General features: G+C 68.1%; 18 protein-coding genes. 9 read left to right on the top strand and 9 right to left on the bottom strand.

Going from position 1 to position 22,048, the window contains the following annotated elements:
- The first annotated feature begins 82 nt into the window (after positions 1-82).
- On the top strand, positions 83-1,030 hold the full coding sequence (locus EV643_RS29670) for a helix-turn-helix domain-containing protein (protein WP_133803458.1): 948 nt from the start codon (positions 83-85) through the stop codon (positions 1,028-1,030).
- Positions 1,031-1,066: 36 nt separating this feature from the next.
- Here EV643_RS29670 and EV643_RS29665 read toward each other — a convergent pair whose 3' ends face one another.
- Positions 1,067-1,696 (bottom strand): HNH endonuclease family protein, encoded by a 630-nt coding sequence (locus tag EV643_RS29665; protein ID WP_133803457.1) that lies wholly within the window; start codon positions 1,694-1,696, stop codon positions 1,067-1,069.
- A 222-nt stretch (positions 1,697-1,918) separates the two neighbouring features.
- On the opposite strand from EV643_RS29665, the gene EV643_RS29660 reads away from it, so the two are divergent.
- A complete protein-coding gene (locus tag EV643_RS29660) occupies positions 1,919-3,310 on the top strand; it encodes an acetamidase/formamidase family protein (RefSeq protein WP_133803456.1) in 1,392 nt (463 codons plus the stop codon).
- 533 nt (positions 3,311-3,843) lie between these two features.
- Here the strand turns inward: EV643_RS29660 and EV643_RS29655 are convergent.
- Positions 3,844-4,611, bottom strand: coding sequence for a YaaA family protein (locus tag EV643_RS29655; RefSeq protein ID WP_133803455.1), 768 nt, complete (start codon positions 4,609-4,611; stop codon positions 3,844-3,846).
- A complete protein-coding gene (locus EV643_RS29650; protein WP_133803454.1) occupies positions 4,608-5,555 on the bottom strand; it encodes an aldo/keto reductase in 948 nt (315 codons plus the stop codon). Before EV643_RS29650 ends, EV643_RS29655 begins: the two co-directional genes overlap by 4 nt.
- A gap of 69 nt (positions 5,556-5,624) precedes the next feature.
- Here EV643_RS29650 and pepN point away from each other — a divergent pair, with 69 nt between their 5' ends.
- Both pepN and sepH read left to right on the top strand, forming a co-directional pair.
- The gene (gene pepN, locus EV643_RS29645) at positions 5,625-8,096 is read left to right on the top strand and encodes an aminopeptidase N (RefSeq protein WP_133803453.1); all 2,472 of its coding nucleotides are present in this window, start codon (positions 5,625-5,627) and stop codon (positions 8,094-8,096) included.
- 187 nt (positions 8,097-8,283) lie between these two features.
- Entirely contained in the window at positions 8,284-9,789 is a 1,506-nt protein-coding gene (gene sepH / locus EV643_RS29640) for a septation protein SepH (protein ID WP_133803452.1), read from the top strand.
- 105 nt (positions 9,790-9,894) lie between these two features.
- Here sepH and EV643_RS29635 read toward each other — a convergent pair whose 3' ends face one another.
- Genes EV643_RS29635 through EV643_RS29620 form a run of 4 tightly spaced genes read right to left on the bottom strand, consistent with a single transcriptional unit; the run spans position 9,895 to position 17,618 of the window.
- Positions 9,895-10,857, bottom strand: coding sequence for an ERCC4 domain-containing protein (locus EV643_RS29635; RefSeq protein WP_133803451.1), 963 nt, complete (start codon positions 10,855-10,857; stop codon positions 9,895-9,897).
- A gap of 46 nt (positions 10,858-10,903) precedes the next feature.
- Positions 10,904-14,044 carry an efflux RND transporter permease subunit gene (locus EV643_RS29630; protein ID WP_133803450.1) on the bottom strand — a complete coding sequence of 1,047 codons (3,141 nt, stop codon included), beginning with the start codon at positions 14,042-14,044 and terminating at the stop codon, positions 10,904-10,906.
- Between the two features lie 23 nt (positions 14,045-14,067).
- Positions 14,068-14,526, bottom strand: a complete 459-nt coding sequence (locus EV643_RS29625) for an efflux RND transporter periplasmic adaptor subunit (RefSeq protein WP_133803449.1) — start codon at positions 14,524-14,526, stop codon at positions 14,068-14,070.
- Entirely contained in the window at positions 14,523-17,618 is a 3,096-nt protein-coding gene (locus EV643_RS29620) for an efflux RND transporter permease subunit (protein WP_202869809.1), read from the bottom strand. Before EV643_RS29620 ends, EV643_RS29625 begins: the two co-directional genes overlap by 4 nt.
- A 254-nt stretch (positions 17,619-17,872) precedes the next feature.
- Between EV643_RS29620 and EV643_RS29615 the strand changes: the two genes are divergently transcribed.
- The 3 genes from EV643_RS29615 (at position 17,873) to EV643_RS29605 (ending at position 20,057) form a co-directional block, all read left to right on the top strand.
- The gene (locus EV643_RS29615; RefSeq protein WP_133803447.1) at positions 17,873-18,643 is read left to right on the top strand and encodes an AfsR/SARP family transcriptional regulator; all 771 of its coding nucleotides are present in this window, start codon (positions 17,873-17,875) and stop codon (positions 18,641-18,643) included.
- 312 nt (positions 18,644-18,955) lie between these two features.
- Entirely contained in the window at positions 18,956-19,396 is a 441-nt protein-coding gene (locus EV643_RS29610) for a hypothetical protein (RefSeq protein ID WP_133803446.1), read from the top strand.
- 100 nt (positions 19,397-19,496) lie between these two features.
- Positions 19,497-20,057 (top strand): dihydrofolate reductase family protein, encoded by a 561-nt coding sequence (locus EV643_RS29605; protein ID WP_133803445.1) that lies wholly within the window; start codon positions 19,497-19,499, stop codon positions 20,055-20,057.
- On the opposite strand, the gene EV643_RS29600 is transcribed toward EV643_RS29605, so the two are convergent.
- Both EV643_RS29600 and EV643_RS29595 read right to left on the bottom strand, forming a co-directional pair.
- Positions 20,058-20,513 carry an erythromycin esterase family protein gene (locus EV643_RS29600; protein ID WP_238165886.1) on the bottom strand — a complete coding sequence of 152 codons (456 nt, stop codon included), beginning with the start codon at positions 20,511-20,513 and terminating at the stop codon, positions 20,058-20,060.
- Between the two features lie 32 nt (positions 20,514-20,545).
- On the bottom strand, positions 20,546-21,118 hold the full coding sequence (locus EV643_RS29595; protein WP_133803444.1) for a TetR/AcrR family transcriptional regulator: 573 nt from the start codon (positions 21,116-21,118) through the stop codon (positions 20,546-20,548).
- A gap of 88 nt (positions 21,119-21,206) precedes the next feature.
- On the opposite strand from EV643_RS29595, the gene EV643_RS29590 reads away from it, so the two are divergent.
- Positions 21,207-21,572, top strand: a complete 366-nt coding sequence (locus EV643_RS29590) for a DUF4267 domain-containing protein (RefSeq protein WP_133803443.1) — start codon at positions 21,207-21,209, stop codon at positions 21,570-21,572.
- A 63-nt stretch (positions 21,573-21,635) separates the two neighbouring features.
- Positions 21,636-21,974, top strand: coding sequence for a hypothetical protein (locus EV643_RS45985; RefSeq protein ID WP_238165885.1), 339 nt, complete (start codon positions 21,636-21,638; stop codon positions 21,972-21,974).
- The last annotated feature ends 74 nt before the right edge of the window (positions 21,975-22,048 follow it).

Genomic DNA, 22,048 nt, shown 5'->3' with positions numbered 1-22,048 from the left:
GTTGGTATCGAATCCAGGACGTCCCAGGCCACGAGATAGCGTGTCGTATGCCGGACTTGTCCAGAACTGGCCAGGAGGGGGCATGCTCGAATCCGTCGGAGTGGCGGCAGCGGACGAAGCGGCGTACCGGACGCTGCTGTCGATCCCCGGCTGCGGCCTGCCCGACCTCGCCAAACGCCTCGGCCGCGACGCCGACGACGTACGCGAGACCGTCAAGCGGCTGGAGGAACTCGGCCTGCTCACCAGTACGTCGGACGTGCCGCCGAGGTTGCTGCCGACCCGGCCCGACGTGGCCGTCGACGCGCTGGTCGCGGTACGCCGCGCGGAGCTCGACCGGGTTCGCGCAGAGGCCCGGGTGTTGCTGTCCGAGCTCCGCGAGCAGGAGCAGCACCGGCCGGAGAACCTGGTCGAGGTGATCGTCGGCCAAGAGGCGATCGCGGCCCGGTTCGCCCAACTGCTGAACGGGACGAAGGACACGTTGATGGTGCTCGACCGACCGCCGTATGCGGCGAAGGTCGAGCAGTCCGACAACACGGTCCGCGGCCTGTTGCGCGAAGGCGTGGCGGTTCGGGGGATCTACTCCCCCGACTCACTCGACGTACCCGGTGGGGTGGACGAGGCGTATTCCGCGGCTGATGCAGGCGAGAGTTCGCGGGTACATCCGCAGGTGCCGATGAAGCTGGCCGTGTTCGACCGGACCGCGGCGCTGCTGCCGTTGTCGGTGGATCAACTGGTCGACAGCGCGCTCGTCGTCCATCCGTGCGCGCTGCTGGACGCCTTGATCGAGATGTTCACGCTGCTGTGGGACCAGGCGGTCCCGGTGGTGCCGGCCCGGATGGATCCGCTCGACGCGCGGTTGATGACGTTGCTCGCGGCCGGGTTCAAGGACGACGCGATCGCCCGGCAGCTCACCCTCAGCAGCCGCACCGTCGGCCGCCGGGTCGCCGAGCTGATGGAGACCCTCGGCGCTCGCACGCGCTTCCAGGCCGGCATTCACGCGCAACGCCGCCGCCTGCTCGAGGACAGCTGAGGGCGTCCTCGAGCAGGCGGCAGAGCGGGGCGGAACTCAGCAGGTGCCGAGCATCTGCTGGAGTGCGGTCTTCTCGGCGGACTGCAGGGACAGGCCGTAGGTGTACTTCACCCAGATCCATTCGCGCGCGTAGATGCAGTGCACCGAGGTGTTCGGCGGCTTCCAAACGGACGGGTCGCGGTCACCCTTCGACCGGTTGCTCGACGCCGTCACCGCGATCAACTGCGCGATGGTGAGGTCGTTGGCGAACTGCTGCCGGCGCGACGTGGTCCAGCTGTTCGCACCGGACTTCCACGCCTCGGCCAGCGGCACGATGTGGTCGATGTCGATCGACGAATCGTCGGTGACCCAGACCGAGTCGTACACGCTGTACCAGCGTCCGCCGGTCGGCTCGCACTGACTGTCGACGGTCACGTTGGTGCCATCCCGCTTCAGTACTTGGTCGCGGGTGTCGCAGGTGCCGGACTGGGTGATCCAGTGCGGGAAGAGGTCGCGGCTGTACCCGGTGGTCGAGCCCTCGGTTTTGACCGTGAGCGAGTTCAGCTGCGTTTGCGCCGTACTCGCGGACGGCGGCGTCGGTGGGTAGGCCAGCGCGGGCGACGCACCCGTGATCCAGGCGGTGACCAGCGCGGCCAGGGTCAGTGAAGTGATGAGCAGTCGACGCATCTTTCAGGCCTCCGAAGGGTCGGGCGGGTCCCCCCTGAACTTGCGTATCGCTCGCACTGAAGCCTTGCCGATCCAGACGAAAGAAAACCCCACCCCGCGATGAAAGCCGCATGAACGCTGCCGTCATACCGCGTTCACAGCGCTTCACGGCGCCGAAACGCCATACCTGTATACAAACGCAAGGCCGGTATACAGGCGACACCATCCAGTGAGGAGATGCCGATGGCAAGGAACAGCTTCGGTGAGCACGCCCGTTCGATCCTCCGCTCCGGTCTTGGCCGCCGCGACTTCCTGCGCGCGACCGCGGCCGTCAGCGCCGCCGGTGCCGCGACCGCTGCTGGTGCCGTGACCGCCGCCGGTGCCGGTACCGCTGCCGGAGCGTCGGCGGCCCAGGCGGCGCGGCCGACTCTGCCGAGCGAAGTGCTCCAGCCGGGTCGTGGTCCGATCCACGGTCGCCACTACCTCGCCTCGTTGCCCGATCAGGTCCGCTGGGGATATGTGCCGTCGCTGAGCAGCAAGCCGGTTCTGACGATGCGATCCGGCGAGACGGTGACGGTCGACACCGTTTCGCACGAGGGCATCCTCGAGGACCAGGGCCGCGATCCGGCCGCGTGGTTCGGGCGGCACGGCGTCGGCCGGTCCCAGGTGCTGGACGACGCCGTACAGATCGCCAAGGAGTACGACCGGACCGCGCGCAACTTCGACGTCGACGGCCCGCATGTTGTCACCGGTCCGATCTTCGTCGCCGGCGCGGAACCGGGTGACGTGCTCAAGATCGAGATGCTGTCGATGCTCCCCCGCGTCCCGTACGGCGTGGTCTCGAGCCGGCACGGCAAGGGCGCGCTCCCCCAGTTGGCCGGCGGGACCGCGCCGGCCGGGATCACCCTCGACGAAGTGATGCCGCCGATCGAGACCGACGGCCGGGGCACCGGTGATCCGACGAAGTATGGGAATGTCTCGGTTTTCACCCCCGTACGGCGTGGTCCGCGCGGGGCGATCAATGGGGTGATGCCGCGTGGCGGGCGGGGCGAGGTGTCGTTTCCGCTCGACCCGTTCATGGGGCTGATGGGGGTCGCCTTCGCTGAGTCGTCCGACCTCACGGCACCCGCGCTGAACTCGATTCCGCCGACGCTCGGGGGCGGCAACATCGACATCAATCTGCTCGGGGTGCGGTCGACGTTCTATCTGCCGGTGTTCGCGGATGGGGCATTGTTCCATGTTGGGGATCCGCATCTGGCGATGGGGAATGGCGAGGTGGCGCTTACCGCGATGGAGGGTTCGTTGCGGGCGACGTTTCGGTTGACGGTGTGCAAGAAGGGGTCAGGGGATGCGCCGGCGGTGGCGTTCCGGTACCCGTTCGCGGAGACGCCGGACGCGTGGGTGCCGATCGGGTTGTCCGACCCGAACGGCAGCCAGGGCGGCGGTCAGGTGAACGACCTGAACATCGCGATGCGCCGGGCCGTGGTGAACGCGCTGGACTTCTTGGTGGACGAACTCGGGATGGATCGGCCGATCGCGTACGCCTACCTATCGGCCGCGGCGAACTTCGAGGTCTCCCAGGTAGTAGACCGGACAGTCGGCGTACATGGCGTGATCCCAAAGGATCATTTCTAGGTCAGCGGGGTCATTCGCTCGGCAGGCGATGCGGGTGATTCGTGGGTCGGGGGCTGGTGTGGTTGGCGTCTCCGGCTGCTTGAGGGTGCTGGTCGGGGTGGCGTGCGTCAAGTGCGCCTTCGGCGTCCCTTCGGGATCTTCGACACCTGACACACACCACCCCGACCAGGGAAAGGACGCAGCTATCGCGGAGCCGCCAGGAGGTATGGCGACCGTGTTCGGTCGGACAGTCGGTGGTGAACGGGGGGTCGGGGCCGGGTCGAGGGGAACAGTCGGCGGTAACCGGGGATCTGGCCGGGTCGGGGCCGTCGCTGGGGACCTCGGTCAAGAAGTGGGGGGCTTGAACACGTAATAGCCAGTTCACGGTCCCGGGTTGTTGTTCAAGGTCCCGGGTTCTCGCGGGCGGACGGGAATCCGGTGCCGGGGATGGTGGCCGGGGCCGGGCCGAGGCGCGCCGGTGGCGGGTTATTGGAACGGCTGCCGGGTTACTGGGTCGCTGGCAGTGGTGCGACAAGCTGCCAGCGAGTGATGTGTTAGTCGTGTTCGACGACTGTGAGGGTCCAGCCGGTGGGGGTGCGGGCTAGTTCGGCGTTCCAGCGGGCGGCGATCAGTTTGTGGAGGGATTTGGGGGTGCCGGGGTCTTTGCCGGATTCCAGGAGGTGGCGGGCGACCAGGCCGCGGGTGTGTTTGGCGTTGTGGGAGACGACGGACCGTACACCGCCGCGTTCGCGGACCACTGAGATCGCGACCCACTTGGCTGCCCGGTCGCTGGTGGGTCGCCAGGCGGCGGCGTACGTCGATGAGCGGCAGTCGACGATCACACCCTGTCCGGCGGCGTTGTCGAGGACGGTTTGGAGCGGTTCGCGCCAGACGGAGGCGAGGGGGCCGAGGCCGGGCAACGTTGTACCCATCGACAGGCGGTACGGCGGGACGCGGTCCTGCATGCGGAGTGCACCCCAGGCTGCGGAGACTACGAGTAGGCGTGCGTTCGCGCGTCGCTTGGAGCCGGCGGACAAGGTCGAGTAGCCGAGTGCGTCGTACAGGACGCCCGAGTACAACTCGGATGCGGGCACGGCCGGTTCGGTCCGCCATCGGGCGTTGCGTTCCACCTCGTCCTTCAGGGACGCGCCAACCCCCAGTACGTTGTACGCGTCGGCCGAGGCGGACACCTTCGCCAGGGTGTCGAGAACGAGTTCGCGGGTCGGGGCGAGCTCGGGGAACGACAGGTCGGTGAGCCCCACCGTGCGTCCCCGCGATCGGCCCGTCTTGCCTTCGGACGGCGGCAGCAGGATCAGTGTCACGTGAGCGTCAGCTCGTCCAGGATGGCCAGGTCCTCGGTGGTCGGCTCCCATTGGCCGGCGGCGACGTTCTGCGCGATCTGCTCTGGTGTGGTCGCGCCCGCGATCACCGAACCGACCGCGGGCTGGGCCGCGAGACCGCCGATCGCCACGTCCAGCAAGGTCACGTCCCGCTCGGCCGCGAACGTGTCCAGTGCCTCGATCTTGTCGAAGTCGGCCCGGGCCAGCCGCTCCGGCTGCGTCGCCAGCCGGGTCCCCTCGGGAGCGGCCTCGCCACGCTGGTACTTCCCGGTGAGCAGGCCGCCCGCCAGCGGGGAGTACGTCACGATCCCGATCCCGAGGTGCTCGCAGGCCGGCACCACCTCGTCCTCGATCTCCCGGTCCAGCAGGGAGTACTTGTTCTGTGCCGAGACGAAGTGCTCCAGCCCGGCGGTCCGCGCGGCCCAGTCTGCGTCGACCACCTGCCAGCCGGCGAACTGCGAGCTGCCGATGTAGCGAACCTTGCCGTCGGCAACCAGCTCGGACAGCGCGGCCAGGGTCTCCTCGATCGGCGTGATCGGGTCCGGCACGTGCAGCTGGTAGAGGTCGATCCAGTCGGTGCCGAGCCGGCGCAGGCTGGACTCGACCGCCTTCCGGATGTACCGCCGGGAGCCGCGCACGCCCCAGTCCGGGCCGTTCACCCCCTTCATGTCGCCGCCGAACTTGGTCGCGATCAACACTTCGTCGCGGCGCTTGCCGAGCGACGCGCCGAGGATCTCCTCGCTCCCGCCCCGGTCGCCGTACACGTCGGCGGTGTCGAACAGCGTGATCCCGGCGTCCACCGCGGCGTTGACGACCGCGTCCGCCTGGTCGGCGCCGATCCGGCCGCCGAAGTTGTTGCAACCCAGTCCGACCACACTCACGGTGAGGCCGGAGTCGCCCAGTTGGCGGTACTCCATCTCGGTCATGATCAAACCCTAGTGTCCGACACGGGACACTAGCGATGCCGCTGGGGTTTGCCGCATAGAGTGCGGATCATGCCGAGTCTCACCGTCGAAGGCGCCCGCACCAGGGCCGCCTCTCTGTCCGTCCACTCCTACGACGTCGACCTCGACCTGACCCAGCGCGATCGCACGTTCGGCTCCACCACCAGGATCACGTTCGCCGCCACCAGCGGGACGACCTGGCTCGATGTGAAGCCCGACGAACTGGTCTCGGTCACGCTGAACGGCGCGCCGGTAGACGTCGCCGGGCTCACCGACGGGCGATTGGAGCTCACGGGGCTGGGCGCTGAGAACGAGCTGGTCGCGGTCGCGTCGATGCTCTACTCCCACGACGGCGAGGGCCTGCACCGATCGGTCGACGCCGCCGACGGACTCGTGTACCTCTACGCGATGTCGTTCCTGGACGCGGCACCACGGATCTTCGCGTGTTTCGACCAGCCCGACCTGAAGGCGCCGTACAAGGTCACTGTCACCGCGCCGCAGGAGTGGATCGTGCTCGGCAACGGCGCCGCGACCCAGGTCTCCCCCGGTCGCTGGGAGCTGGCCGAGACCCAGCCGCTGTCGACGTACTTCGTGACGCTGGTGGCCGGGCCCTATCACCAGTTGCTGAGCGAGCATGACGGCATCCCGCTGGGGGTGGTCTCGCGGCAGTCGCTGAAGGACGCGTTGGATCGCGAGGCGGCCGACATCTTCGAGGTGAGCCGGCAGGCGTTCGACGAGTTCCACCGGCTGTTCGGGTACCGGTACCCGTTCGGCGAGTACCACCAGGCGTTCGTGCCCGAGTTCAACGCCGGCGCGATGGAGAACCCCGGATGCGTGACGTTCCGCGACTCGATGGTGTTCCGCTCGGTCGCGACCGACGGGGAACGCTCCAGCCGGGCCCGGACGATCGTGCACGAGATGGCGCACCAGTGGTTCGGCGACACGGTGACGATGAAGTGGTGGAACGACCTGTGGCTGAACGAGTCGTTCGCGGAGTACATGGCTCATCGGGTGTCGAGCGACTCGACGAAGTACACGGACAACTGGATCGACTTCGCCTTCATCCGGAAGTGGTGGGGGCTGCAGGCGGACCAGCGGTCGTCGACGCATCCGATCGCCGCGGACGCTGTAAAGGACGCGCTCGCCTCGCTGGACGACTTCGACGGCATCTCGTACGCGAAGGGTGCCGCGGTGCTCAAGCAGCTCGCGGCCTACCTCGGTGACGACGTGTTCCTGGCCGGGGTCCGGGCACACATCATCGCGAACGAGTTCGGCAACGCGACCTTCGCCGACCTGGTCGCCAAGTGGACCGAGGCCGGCGCGGTCGGGCTCGATGACTGGGCGCAGAACTGGTTGCGGACGCCGGGACTCGACACGATCAGCGTGACCCGTACTGCGACCGGGGTGCGGTTGCGTCGTACGACGCCGGCGGCGTACCCGGCGTTGCGGCCGCACAAGCTGACGGTCGGCGGGTACGACGAGTCGGGATGCGGGGTGTCGGTCCCGGTGCTGCTCGACGCCGATGAGGTCGAGGTCTCGCTGGAACCATCGGTGGCCGTGGTGATTCCGGATGCGGCCGACGACACGTGGGCGAAGATCCGGTTCGACGCGGACAGCCTTGCGCGACTGGTCGACGTACTGCCGAAGATCGAGGACGGGGTGACGCGGGCCGTCGTACTGAACAGCCTCCGGGACGCGACCGCCGACGGCGAGCTCGACCCGAAGCCGGCCTTCGAGATCCTGGTCGCCGCGTTGGCGACGGAGTCGAACGACATCGCGGTCTCGTCGATGGTCGGCTGGGCACAGCAGCGCTTGCTCGGGACGTACCTGCCGTACGAGCCGTACCGGTCGCGGCTGTCCGAGGTGCTGACTTCGCGGCTCGGGACGGTCGAGGCGGGGAGCAGTCTGCAGCTGATGGTGTTGCGCGCGGCGATCCGGCTGAGCGATGACGCGTCGCTGCTCCGCGGGTGGCTGCTGGGGAACGACGTTCCTGCGGGCGTGACGGTGGACGCGGATCTGCGGTGGCTGATCACGTTGCAGCTCTCCCGGCTCGGGGTGTTCGGCGATGCGGAGATCGACGCGGAGCTGGCCCGGGACACGTCGTCCGAGGGGGTCGTGCACGCGACCCGGTGCCGGGCCGCGCTGCCGAACGCCGAGGCCAAGGAACGTGCGTGGGCCCAGATCATGACCGAGGCGGAACTCTCGAACTACGAGCTGTACGCCGCGTGCGAGGGCTTCTTCCAGCCGACCCAGACCGAGCTGACCGCGCCGTACGTGGATCGCTTCTTCGCCGAGATCGCAGGCACCGAGAAGATCCGCTCCGGCTGGGTCGTCGCCCGGTGCGCGTCCCTCGCCTTCCCGGTCTACGACATCAACGACCGAGTAGCCCGCCTGGCCGCCGACCTGGTCGCCGACGAATCCGTGGCAGCCGGCATCCGCCGCTCAGTAGGCGACGCCGCCGACGACCTCACCCGCACCCTCAAAATCCGGGCCGCTTATCCAGTTACAGCCGGTCGTGGCTAATGTGACTGGTGTGACGACGACCGGGGCGGTGGGGTGGGGAAGGCATCAGATAACAGCCCTGCTGAGCAGGCAAGATGTGATCTTGTGACGTAACCTCCACAATGACCGCCCGGCACGGCGCGCCGGTCTTGGTCAGGCAGCACGTCCCGGGAGAGACTGTCGAGAACCGCACAGGAGAACAAAGGCAATGCGCGAGGCGAGGCTCGTTGGCCTGAGCCAGGATGGCAAGCAGCTCATCCTGGCGATGGCGGAGACGGGTGAGGAGTTCGCCATCCCGGTCGACGACCGGTTGCGTGCGGCCCTGCGCGGCGACCGTGCCCGACTCGGCCAGCTGGAGATTCAAATGGAGAGCGCGCTGCGCCCACGAGACATCCAGGCTCGTATCCGCGCCGGCGAAAGTCCCGAGGCGGTCGCTGCCGTCGCCCAGATGCCGATGGAACGCGTGATGGCGTTCGCCGGCCCGGTTCTCGCCGAGCGCGATCACGTCGCCTCTCTGGCCCAGCGCGCCTCCGTCCGCCGTCGTGGTGGCGGCGACGCCCCGACCCGCAACCTCGGCGCCTGGGTGACCGAGCGGCTCCGGATCCGTGGCGTCGACCCGGCCGCGGCCGACTGGGACGCCTGGCGGCGCGAGGACGGCCGATGGGCGGTCCGCGTCTCGTACCACGTCGCCGAGGACGACGAGAAGATCGCGATGTTCGCGTACGACGCCCCGGGGCGGTATGCGGTACCGGATGACGACGAGGCTCGCTGGCTCGTCGGCGAACAGGCCCAGGTGCTCCCGCCGCAGCAGCCCGAGCGCCGCCTCACCGCGGTCGCCGACATCGACCTGGCCCTGGCCCCCGACCACGGCGCCGACAGCTACGAAGCCGGCTTCGAAGACACCCTCAACCTCACGAGAGCCCGCCAAACCCCCCGAGAAACCTTCAACCGCGAACCCGCGACCAACCGGGAGAGCCGCGAGACCTACGGCCGCGAAAGTGCAGCCGGTCGGGACGACCGCGAGTCCTTCGGCCGCGAGCGCGCGGGCCGGGAAGAAGTTCCGAGCCGTGACGCCGACCGCGAAACCGCCCGTGGACGCGACTTCGGACGGGATGATGATCGGGGGCCGCGGCGGGTGCATTCGGTGCCGAGTCCGGACGAAGAGCCCACGCTGATCGACGTTCCGATCGAGCCCCCGTCGCCCGTGCGTCCCGCAGTACGGGCGGTCGAGCGCCCGACCCAACTGCCGGCCGAAGCAGCGTCGATCGTGCCGCCGGAAGAGCGCGCCGCCGCCCCGGACAACCCGTTCACCGAGCACCGCATCTCCCCCGCCGCCCGCACACCCGAGCAGCGGAGCCCAGCCGAACCCCGCCAAGGCACACCGCCCGTCGACCCACGTCCTGACCTCAAAACGCCGCCCCCAAAGTCGGCCGACCCCCGCCGCCCGGACCCGCAACCCCCCACTCCGCGCCCCGCCGACCCCCGCGACGCCGACCGCCGCACCGACGCGCCCGCCGAGCCTGCCGCACAGCTTCCCGTCGACGCCCCCGCACCCGTAGCAGCCGCGGTCGTCGACAACCCAGCTGCCGAAACGCCGGCCCCTGAAGCCCCGGCCACCGAGGCCGAGCCGAAGAAGAAGCCGGCCCGCCGCGGCTCCAAGCGCGCCAGCGTCCCCAGCTGGGACGAGATCATGTTCGGCAAGAAGGCCGACTGACCCAGCGGCCACGCCCGTCGTCACCAGCGCGCAGGCTCTGGTGGTCCGGGTGTTCGACTCGGCGATGATCGCCGCGGCCAGGCCTGCCGTACAAAGTTGGGGGCCTCAGCTGTCGAGGTTGGCGGCTGGGGCCGGGTGGGCCTCGTGGTAGGCGGCCACGACGTCGGCGGCGATCCGGCCCCGGTCGGCGACGGCCAGACCGCGGCCGCGGGCCCACGCGCGGATGCCGGCGAGGCTCGCGGCAGGCTCGGCGGCAGTGGTCCGGTCGGCGGTATCGGCGTGGTCGAGCTCGCGGGCGTACGCCGCGGCGAGGTACCGGTAGGTCCATTCCTCGGCGAGCTGACGGGTCTCGCAAAACACGATCGGCACGCCCGGGAAGTGAATCTGCAGCTCGGCGAGACCGTCAGCGACGACGGCCGGCCGAACCCGTTCCAGCTTGAACACCTGCGAGTAGCGGTCCTCCACCACGATCGCGGCCCGTGGCAGCGCGGCGAGCTCGCCGAGTGCGTACTTCAGCCTCCCCGATGTCAGGCTGCTGACCAGGTCAGCCAGAGACTTGCGCTCGACCGAGGCGATCAGCCGGCCGCCGTGTTCGATGCCGTAGTCACCAGCTTTCAGTGCCCGCCGTACGACGTTGGCCTGTTGGCCGGCGAACCGGTAGCCGTACCGCTCGTGGGAGTCGACGATGATCTCGAGCTCGCTGATGCCGGCGGCGCGGGCGGTCGGGGTCCGCACCCCTGGCCGAGCCTGCTTACGGGTCCGTGGCCCCTGCCAGAAGACTGCGTCGCGGCCGCGGGCAGTGGTGAACACGAGCTGCGACCGGTTCTCCCTGGCCCGGTCCAGCACCAGGTCGACAGCCGCGCCGCGACGCTCGCAGGATTTCACGGGCACGCGTTCGAGCACCTCGGCGCCCGCCGGCCACTCGGCCAGCGGATAGCAGTACACCGCCTTCGTCCGCGGCCAGGTGTCACCCGCGCGGAACACCAGCCCGTTGCCGTACGGAACCCGGATCACATACGGCAGCCGCGAGTCCGGATCCGGGTTACTCGCGATGACCAACTCGTCCACAAGCCAACATCATTCCAGTGCCGGACGCCGATCCCCCGCCCGCTCGTCAGCTCGAGGCGGTCGCAGGCGGCGCGGCAGACCTGCCTCGGCCGAACCGCAGATAGAGCGAAGGCACCACGAACAGGTTGAGCAAGGTGGACGTGACCAGTCCGCCCAGGATCACCACGGCCATCGGGTGCTCGATCTCGTGGCCGGGAATAGTGCCGGCGACCACCAACGGAACTAGCGCCAGTCCGGTGGCCAACGAAGTCATCAGAATCGGCGAGAGGCGTTCCTTCGCGCCGCGCAGGACGAGCGCGGGGCCGAATTCCTCACCCTCGTGTCTCTCCAGATGCTGGCAGTGGTTGACCATCAGGATCCCGTTGCGGGCGGCGATGCCCAGCACCGTGAAGAAGCCGATGAGCGAACCGAGATAGAGGATGCCACCGGTCGCGAGTGCCGCCAGAACTCCGCCGACCAAGGCCATCGGCAGGGTCAGCATGACGAGCATTGCCAGGCGAAGGCTCCCGAAGGCCTGCTGCAGGATCAGCAGCATCCCGATTACCGCCGCGCCGGCGAACAGCAGCAGGCGATTCTGTGCCGCCTGCGCCTCCTGGAACTCGCCGAGGATTTCTGCGTGGTAGCCGCTGGGGAACTCGACCTCTGCGAGGCGGCGCTCGATCTCGCGTGCGACTGTTCCCAGGTCACTTCCCTCGACATTCGTGGCGATGTCGATCTTCCGGGTGCCGCTCTCCCGGAGCACGAGGTTGGGCGTCGGCACGATGCGCACGTCGGCCAGCTCGCCCAGCGAGACCCGGCGGCCGTCCGGCGCGTCGAGCAGCAGGTTGCGGACGGCGTGCGGGCTGACGCGGTTCTTCGGCGTGCTCCAGACGTGCACCTCGTGGTTCTTGCCGTCCCGCCAGATGTCACCCGCCTCCTCGCTGGCGATGAACGCCGCGGCGGCCCGGCGGACGTCGCCCGGCTTGATGCCGTACCTCGAGGCGACAGCGAGGTTGACGTTCACCTCCATCTGCGGAATGTCGAGCTGCAGGTCCACCTTCTCCTCGACCGTGTGGTCGACGTCCGAGATGATCTTCAGCACCTCCTGGGCCTTCGCGCGGAGGACGCCGAAGTCGTCACCGTAGACGCGCACGACGATGGCCTCGCTCGTCCCGGTGAGCACCTCCTTGGTGCGCTCCTTCAGGTACGTCTGAACGTCGCGCTGTAGTCCGGGGTATCCGTCGACGACCCGCTGGACGGCGGCGACCGTCTTGTCGTAGTCGGCGTCGGGGTCGATGCTGATCCAGTTCTCGGCGAAGTTCATGCCGACGGGCTCGTCCGCCAGGGTGCCCTGGCCGATGTGCGCGCCGAAGTTCCGCACTCCGGGGATGGAGCGCAGTTCGTTGCTGGCCTGAGTGGTGATGCGGATCATCTCGGGATGCGACGTGCCGGGCAGGGCGACCCAGTGCATCAGGAAGTCCCGCTCCTTGAACGCCGGGAACAGGGACTGCCCCAGGAACGGCAGCGTGATGAGTCCGACCAGCAGCATGACGCCGACGGTGGCATAGGCCCGGCGCGGCCGCTTGACGATCCGCTCCAGCATCCCGACGTAGCCGCGCTGCAGCCAGCGCACCACAGGTGCCTCGCGCCGTTCGATCGCCGTCTTCGACAACAGCATCAGGGCGAGCGCGGGGGTGACCGTGAGCGCCACCAGCAGGGAGGCCAGGATCGCCAGCCCGTAGGCGAGGACGAGCGGCCGGAAGAACGCCCCCGTCAGGCCGGTGAGCAGGAACACGGGCGCGGTGGACACCAGGATGATCAGCGTCGCGTGCACGATCGGCCCGCGCACCTCGAGCGAGGCTTCGAGGACGATCGCCGCCATCGACCTGGTACTGCCCTCCTTACGGTGCTGCCGGATGCGCCGCACGATGTTCTCGATATCGATGATGGCGTCATCGACGAGCACCCCGAGGGCGATCACCATCCCGGCCAGGATCATCGTGTTGACCGTCGCCCCCATCGCGTTGAGCACCATCGCGGCAGCGATCAGGGACAGCGGGATCGTCACGATGCTGATCAGCGCGACGCGCCACTCGAACAGGAACAGCAGCAGGATCATGGCGACGAGGATGAAGCCGAGGACCATCGCCTGGCCGAGGTTCTCGATCGACTCCTCGATGAAGGTCGCCGGCCGGAAGATCTCGGTGTCGACCTTGACACCGGTCATGCCGGGCGCCATCTCGGCGAGTGCCACCTCGACCCCTCGGGTCACCTCGAGGGTGTTGCCCCACGGCAGCTTCTCGACGATGAGCATGAGGCCGAGCCCGTCATCGATGACCGCCTCGCCGTTGAGCATGGGCTGGTGGCCTCTGACGACGTCGGCGACATCCCCGATAGCCAGTGGCTCGCTGCCCTTGGGCACGTCCAGGGGCATCTTGGCCAGCTCTTCGGGAGTCAGCAGCGGCATGATGTTCTTGATCGACAGCCGCTGGTTGGGCGTGTCGATGAAGCCCCCGGTGCCGATCTCGTGACCGCTGCGGAACTTGAGCATGCCGACGTCCACAGCGTCCGCGGTCGCATTCATGACGTTGTTCAGCGACACGCCGTTGGCGTGCAGGCGATCGGGGTCGGCCTGCACCTGGAGGACAGACCATCGATCGCCCCAGATGGCCACGTTCGCCACACCGGGCACCCGCATCAGCCGTGGCCGGATCGTCCAGTAGGCGGCCAGCGACATCTCGATCAGCGACTGCTCGGACCTGTCCGCGGTGGATAACCCGATCTTCATCACTCGGCTGGTCGAGGACAGCGGCTGGATGAGGAACGGGCTGTTCGCCCAGCGCGGCAGGGTCGGACTGACGAGCTGGATCCGTTCCTGCACCGCCAGCCGGGCTCGCATGAGATCGGTCCCGGGCTTGAAGATCATCTGAATGCTGGAGAGCTGGGAGACGGATCGGGATCGCATCACGTCCAAGCCCTCGACGCCGTTGAGCGCTTGCTCCAAGGGCACGGTGATCAAAGACTCGACGTCGGTCGCGGACATACCGAGGCAGAGGGTCTGTACCTCGACCTTCGGCGGAGCGAACTCGGGGAAGACGTCGAGCGGCATCGCGCGGACCTGCAGGACGCCGAAGAACATCATCAGCGACGCCGCGACGACGACGAGGTGCCGGAACCTCAGGCTCGAACGAACCGTCCACCGCATCATCGCTCTCAGGCCCCCAACGAGTCCTACTTGGCTTTGCTGCCGACGCCGAGTTCGGTTCCGTACAACATGGCCGCGCCCACGCTGACCACGGTTGTGCCGACGGCAGGCCCGGCGGACAGCACCGCGAAATCGGGTGTGATGTCCTCGATGGTGATGCTCGCCCGGACATAGCTGTTGGTTTGACCGGTCGTGTAGACCCAGGTGGCGCCATTCGCGTCGTAGAGCACTGCCGAGGCCGGGACGACCTTCCTCGGCTTGCCGGCGACCGTCTGCTGAGTGAGCGTGGCGGTCTTGATGCCGAGCCGCTCGTTCGCCTTCTGGGACAGTGTCACGCGCTTGACCTTCGCGCCCGAGATCTCCTCGACCGTCGCAGGGATCTCCGGATCAAGAGCCGCGCCGCTCGACGTACAACCTGGCAGCACCAGGACGGCGGCGGCGATCACCGCGGTCAGAGCATTGTGTGCCTGTGTCTTGGGCATCATGACGTCTCCTCCATCGAGACCGCCCGGTCGTCGGCCGGATCGCCGCTCGAGGAACGGCCGGAAGCGAAACGCAGGTATAGGGACGGCAGCACGAACAGGACGAGGAGCGTCGTGCTCAGCAAACCGCCCATGATGATCACAGCCATCGGCTGAATCACTTCGAGGCCGGTGACGCTGCCGGCGGCCACGACCGGAACCAGGGCCAGCGCAACACCGACGGCGGTCATCACCGTCGCGCCGAACCGTTCTTCGGCCGCCCGCAGAACCACGGCCGGACCGAGCGCCTGACCTTCCTCCTCCAGGTGCTGGACGTGCCTGACCAGCAGGAGGCCGGCACGTACTGCGAAGGCGAACACGCCGAGCAGCGCCAGCAACGACAGCACTGAGATGGTGTCCTTGCGCAGTGCCGCTGCCAGCACCCCGCCCGACAGCGCGACGGGCAGCAGCAGGAAGAGCAGCAAAGCGAGGCGCCAACTGCGCAATCCAGCCTGCAGCAGGAAGAAGATCGCCATCGCGGCGGCGATGATGTGCAGCCAGGTCCGCAGGTGCGAGCTCTGTCGCTGCGCCGCATCGCCGAGCACCTCGAGGTGATGCTCCTTGGGGAAGGTGATCTGCTGGACACGGCTCTCGACATCACTCGTCACCGCGCCGAGGGAGCGTCCTCGTACTTCGGCGACGACGTCGATGTAACGGGAGACGGCGTCGTGCCTGATGTTGGTCTGGTTCGGCCGGATGCGCACCTCCGCCACATCGCCAACGCGGACCTGGTTGCCGGACGGCGTGTCGATCAGGACATTGCGAAGGCTGTCCAGGTTCTGGCGTCCCTCGGGCGTCGCCAGGACCACGACGTCGAAGACCTTCTGCTCCTCGAAGAGGTTGCCCGCGGTGATGCCGGACATCAGAGTGGCCGCGGTACGACGGACCTCGCCGGGCTTGATCCCGTGGGCGGCGGCCTTGTCGATCGAGACCTCGATCTCGACGGTCGGCTCCTTGTCCGGTGTCTGCACCCGTGGGGCGGCGATGCCGTCGATCGTCGAGATCGCCTGGACGACCTCGTCGGCCTTGGCTTCGAGGACATCGAAGTCGTTGCCGTACACCCGGACGACGACCGGTTCCGCCGTGCCCGCGCCGACCTCGTCCAGCCGCTGGTCCGGATAGGTCAGCACGTCGCGAACGAGCCCTGGATAGCCGTTCACCACGTCCCGGACGCCGGCTACGGTGGCGTCGTAGTCCGCGGCCGGATCGAGGGTGACCCAGAGCTCCCCGGACCCCACGCCCGATACCTGGTCGGAGGTGATCGCGCGGCCCATCAGGGCGCCGACGTTGCGTACTCCAGGCACGGACCGCAGCTCCGCGCTGGCCGCGGCGGTGATCCGGTTCATCTCGGGCAGGGACGCGCCCGGGATTCCCTCCCAGCGAATCAGCAGGTTCCGGTCCTTCAACGGCGGTGCCAACTGCTGGCCGCCGAGCAGCGGCAGCGGCGCGAAACCCGCCACCAGGATCAGCGCGGCGGCTACGTACGACACCGTCGGCCGGCTGACGATCCGCCTGAGCAGCGCGGCGTACCCACGCCGCAACCAGCGAGCAAGCGGCGACTCGCGCCCGACTGACGAGTCGGGCAGGAGGGCCGCCGCCAAGGCGGGTACGACGGTCAGCGCGACCAGCATGGAAGCCAGGATCGCCAGTGCGTAGCCGAGTCCGACCGGTTTGAGGAGCGCGCCGCTGGTCCCGCCGATCAACACGACCGGCACCACGGTCGCCGCGATGACCACGGTCGCCACGAGGATGGTGCCGCGCACCTCCGCGACGGCCGCAATGACCGTGGTCGCCCGAGAGACCCCCTCACGTCGCTCCGCCAGGCGGCGCCGGATGTCGTCCACGTCGGTGACCGCGTCGTGGACCACGACGGCAAGCGCGATCATCATCCCCGACAAGGCGATGAGGTTGAGCGGGCCGCCGAGCATCGAGAGGACGCCGAGAGCGACAGTGAGCGACAGGCCCAGTGCAACGATGCTGATCAGCGCGGAACGCCAGTCGAACAGGAAAGCGGCGAGCACCAGCAGGAGCAGGAGCGCCCCGATGAGGAGCGCGGTCATCAGGTTGGCCAGGGCTGCCTCGACGAAGTCCGCCGGACGGAAGATCGTGGTGTCGGTCTGCAGCCCGGCGAGGCCGGGTGCCATGTCCCGCAGGGCCTCGTCGACCGCCCGGGTCACGTCGCCGACGCTGGTGCCGGGGAACCGCTCGACGACGAGGATCGTGTTGGGCTGGTCGTCGACGACGGAGTCGCCGATCAGCGGCTGGTGGTCTTCCACCACGCTGGCGACGTCACCGAGACGCAGGCCGGTCTTCGCCGCGCCCTCCACGGCGACCTTGGCCAGATCCTGCGCGGTCTTGATGGGCTGGGTGTGCTGGATGTCGATCCGCTGGTTGGCGCTGTCCAGGAACCCTCCGGTCCCCGGTGTCGAGGCCTCGACGAAGGTCAGCGGTGACACCCACAGCGCGTTTCCGGTCGTGCTGATGACTTGGTCCAGGGTCACGCCGTGCTGCTTCAGCCGACTTGGGTCCACCTGGACCTGCAACTGGCGATCCCGGTGACCCCAGATGGCGACGTTGGCCACCCCCGGGACGCTCAGCAGCCGAGGCTGGATCGTCCAGCGAGCGAGGACGCCGATCTCGAGCGGTGAGAGGTCCTTCGATGAGAGCCCGACCAACAGCAACCGGCTCGTCGAGGAGACGGGCTGGATGACGAACGGCGGTTTCGAGGAGGCCGCGGGAAGCGCCGGGACCATGGTGAGGCGCTCCTGAACGACTTGCCTGGCGAGCATGACGTCGGTGCCGGGCTCGAACTCCATCTCGATCGACGACAAGCCCGGGATCGAGCTGGAACGCAGACGATCGAGCCACGGCAGGCCGTTGAAGAACTCCTGCTCCAGCGGGTTGGTGATCAGCTGTTCGACTTCTTCAGCGGACAGGCCGAGGGACTCGGTCTGAACCTCGACACGAGTCGTTCCGAATTCGGGCAAGGCGTCTACGCTGGTCGTGCGCAACTGGAGGATCCCACCCGCCAGCAGGAACACAGCGGCAGCGAGCACGAGGCGTTGAAATCTCAGGCTCGAGGAAACAACCCACCGCGTCATCGTCAACGACCCCCCTCCGGTGGCTGGCGATCCTGAGGATTTCCTGAGGATCGCACCCAGCGCTCATAACTAACTCACGGCGGAGTCACACCGCCGGAGGTGACGCGTAGACTGAAAATTCGGCCGGACACCGAGGAACTGGGCAGTTTCCTTGGGGGCGGTGGACGGCGGGGCGCGAGGGGTGCGCGCCTAGGGGGAGGGGACTCGCCGTGGAGATTCGGTTACTGGGCGCGGTGGAATTCTGGGTGGGGGACCGGCAGCTCGACCTCGGTCCACGCAAGCAACGCCTCGCTTTGGGCATTCTTGCGTTGAACGTCAACAAATACACCCCGGTCAGCCGCCTGGTCGATCTCACCTGGCCGGACTCGCCGCCGCGGACAGCGGAGCACGCGATTCACGTTCGCATTTCCGCTTTACGCGCCGTCCTGACTGGGGCACGAGCCGATGGCGTGGAGCTGATCACGCGCGGATCGACGTACATCTTGCGGGCGGACCCGCTGTGCGTCGACATCCATCGTTTCCGCGCTCTGGTGGCCAGCGCGCGTGCCGAGGCGCTGGACCTCGACAAGGCCGCACTGCTGCGTCGAGCACTCGACCTCTGGCGCGGAGCTCCGCTGGCCGACGTCGCGACACCGGAGATGGCGGATCAGCTGTGTCGCGGCTTGGAGGAGGCCCGGCTGGCGGCAATAGAGGAGTGCCTCGAGGTGGAGCTGCGGATCGGTCGGCACCACGAGCTCATCAGTGAGCTGACCGAGCTCGTCGCCGAGAATCCGTTCCGGCAACGCCTGACCGCCACGCTCATGCTGGCCCTGTACCGAGCAGGTCGTACACCCGATGCCCTGCGCGCGTACCAGCTGGCTCGAAGAAGGATCATCAGCGAATTCGGAATCGATACCGGAAGAGAGCTGCGTCAGCTCGAGAAGGCGATTCTCCGTACCGACCCGGCGCTCGATCCGTCCACAATGCCGACACCGCGATGAGTCGTCGGCGTGCCGTTTGTCCTGTCCCGGCTCCCGGGCTCGGTGAGCTTCGATCCGTCGAGCTCGGTGTCCTCATCCGTCGGCACCCAGGTCCCCGTAGCGAACGCAGCGGTAGCCGGATCATGGACCGCTGTCTCAGATGGCAGTCAGTATTTGGCAGTGAGCCGACTGTCTGCCATCATCTTTCGCATGCAGTTCACGCTGTGTTGTTGCTGTTGTTGTCGCTGACGCGCGCCGTCACCGGCGCACGAGGCCATGCCCATCCGGCCCGCCCGCCGACACCAGCAACCACAGGATTCTGGAACTCCAGCGATGAACCTCAACGCCTTCGCCGACCTGCTCGCGTCCCGCGGTCTGCGCCTGCTGCCCGGCTCCCACGCCGTCCCGGTCGAGCTGCTCGTTCAGTTGCCTGACGCAACCATCGCGCGCTTCACCGCCCGCGGCACCACGATCCGGCTGCGGCAGTACGCCCACACCGCCCTCACCTCGATCGTGATCAACGCCGAGTGCGGCTGCGGCGACCACCATCCGAGCACCGGCCCGGCCCGCTCCACCCTGAGCGCGTACGCCGAACCGCTGGCCGAACGCGTCCTCGACGGCGAACTCCTGTTCGGCTGGACCGCCCACGAAGCCGGCCTCCTCCGCCTGATCGACGCGGCTCCCCACTTCTTCGACCTCCTCACCACCCTCCCCGCGCCGACAGCAGCACCGGCAACCGCGCCCGCGGCCCGCACCCTCGCCGTCGTCGCCTGATCGACCATTCCGCCGGGACCTCGGCAGGCCGTAAAGATTCCGTAAGTGGTTTCGGACATGCTGTCAGCACGTTCCGAAATCACGAGAGGGAATCACGATCATGCGCAAGCTCAAGCTCCAGGTCCAGACCAGTGTCGACGGCTACATGGCCGGCCCGAACAGCGAGATGGACTGGTTGACGTTCGAGTGGACGAAAGACATGAGCGACTACATCGAGGCGCTGATGGAAGGGGTGGACACCATCGTGCTCGGCCGCAAGCTCGCCGAGGGCTTCATCCCGGCCTGGGCGTCGCGTCCCGAGCACGAGGACGAGGCGTCGATCGACTGGATGAACAACACCCCCAAGGTGGTCATCTCCAACAGCCTGACCGAGTCGCCCTGGGAGAACGCGGTCGTGGCCGGCGGCGACCTCACCGAGACGATCACCAAGCTGAAGTCCCAGCCGGGCGGCGACCTGATCGTCTACGGCGGCGGCACGCTGGTGGCGAGCCTGATCGCGGCCGGCCTGATCGACGACCTGTACCTGCTCGTCAACCCGACCGCGATCGGCGCCGGGATGCCGGTCTTCGGCCCGGGCGCCTACCAGCGGGTCCAGCTGGTCGAGGCCCGTGGCTTCGAATGCGGCGTCACCGCCCTGCACTACCAGCCGAAGCGCTCCTGACTAAGCGTCCGAGGGTACTGACGGCGTCGAGATGGCGACGTAGGCGAGGCCGTCGTACTCCTTGGTCAGGTTCGTCGGGGCGAATTGGCACTTGTACGTCCACCGCTGGACGTATGCGCCGAAGCTGCGGAACATCTGCGGTTCGTCGAGCCATCTCTGCACCGCATCCGGCGCCTCCGAGGCCGACCGGAGATCGAGCAGATGGTCACCCGGATTCGCGGCCGCCAGCTGACCTTCGAGCGAGTTGAATCCACCCCGATCCAGGCGATTGCTCACCACCGGACCGTCCATCGGACCCGGCCACGGCCCCGGCCGCAACCGCCGAGCCCGGAACTCACCCGATCCGCAGAGCAGCGCGAGCGCGTAGTACGACGTCCCGAACCGCTCCCGGAGACTGCTCAACGGCCACGCGACCCGAGCCAACCACTCCCGCACCCCAGCCGCGCCCTCGCTCACCACTCCGCCACCCTATCCAGGCGGTGACCCTGCTACTGGGACATGCGGCTGATGAACAGCGCCAGGCGGCGATCATGATCCTCGCGGCGAAGCCGGCCGTGGCGCATCAACGTGACGAGTCCGTGCAGGCCGCTCCAGAAGGTCTCGGTCAGCACCTCGAGATCATCGTCCTCGGCCAGTGGCCGGAGGGCCTCCCGCAACTCACCGAAGCCGTCCTGCAGAGCAGTCGGCGCCTCCGGAGTGGCGAACGGCAGATCGACCGCCTGAGTGAACATCACGTCGTACAGAACCGGCCGCCGCTCGGCGAACCCGGCGTACGCAGCCCCAACCTCAGCAAGCACCCGATCCGAACCGGCAGCCGCTGTCCGGGCGGCCCGTAGGTCGGCGGCGAGGTCGGCGAAACCCTCCACGGCGACCGCGGTCATGATCGCGCGTTTTCCCTTGAAGTGGCTGTAGAGCACCGGCTGGCTGTACTCGACCTCGTCGGCCAGCCGCCGGGTGGTCACCGCGTCCCACCCCTCGGCCTCGGCCAGCTTCCGAGCCGCCGTGACGATCAACCGCTCCCGCTCGGCCCGCTCGCGATCCCGCCGCGTCTGGATGGACATGCCGTGATCCTAGCACTGCTAGCGATCCGATCAGCGAAAGTGTTAGTGTCGCTCCAACATCTAGCACCGCTAGCGAATCGAGGGAATCGTGCTCACCGCCATCGCCTACGGGCTCGCCATCGTCCTCAACCTCTTCTGCGTCTTCATCGGCCTCCGGTTCCTGTTGGCCCCACAGCCCGCGGCCGCCGGCTACGGCGTCCCGGCCAAAACCGACGGCGCCTACCTGACCATCAAGGGTCTTCGTGATGCGACCTACGGCATCCTCGGCCTGGCCCTGCTGCTCATCGCCGGCGCCGATGCCGAGGCCTGGTTCATGGTGATCGTCGCGCTGCTTCCGCTGGGCGACACCCTGATCGTGCTGCGCCACGGCGGCACCAAGGCCACCGCCTTCGGCATCCACTTCGCGACGGCCGTCGTCATGTTCGTCAGCGCCGGTCTGCTGTTCGCCAGCTGAGCTCTTGAATTAGTAACACGCTTGGTTTAACTTAACGGCGCGCCGCCGACTGGAGGTTCCGCCATGCTCTTGCGTCGACTGTTCGCCGGACTGCTTCCCGTGCTGCTACTGGTTGGAGTGCTGCACTCCCCCACGGCCAGAGCGGCGACCATGTATCCGAGTGGGGTCGGCGCCGACCTCGGGCCGGCGCCGACGACCCTCGGCGTACGGCCTGCCGCTGGGGACGATCCGGCCGGCCTGCAGACCGGGACCGAGCAGGGCCGGACGTACTGGCGGACCAACCAGGCGGCCAACACCGGCTACTTCTCCTTCGACGTCGACCGGGACTACGTCGACGAGCTCACCACCGACGACGTGCTGGTCACCGTCACCTACCTCGACACCGGCAGCGGGACCCTCTAACTCCGGTACGACGCGGCCGCCGACCCCTCAGCATCCGCCGAACCCATCACCCGAACGAACACGAGCCAATGGCG

The organism is Kribbella caucasensis, assembly GCF_004361855.1.
GTDB lineage: Bacteria > Actinomycetota > Actinomycetes > Propionibacteriales > Kribbellaceae > Kribbella > Kribbella caucasensis.
Note: the sequence above shows the minus strand (reverse complement) of the source record. Positions and strands in the feature narration are given on the sequence as shown.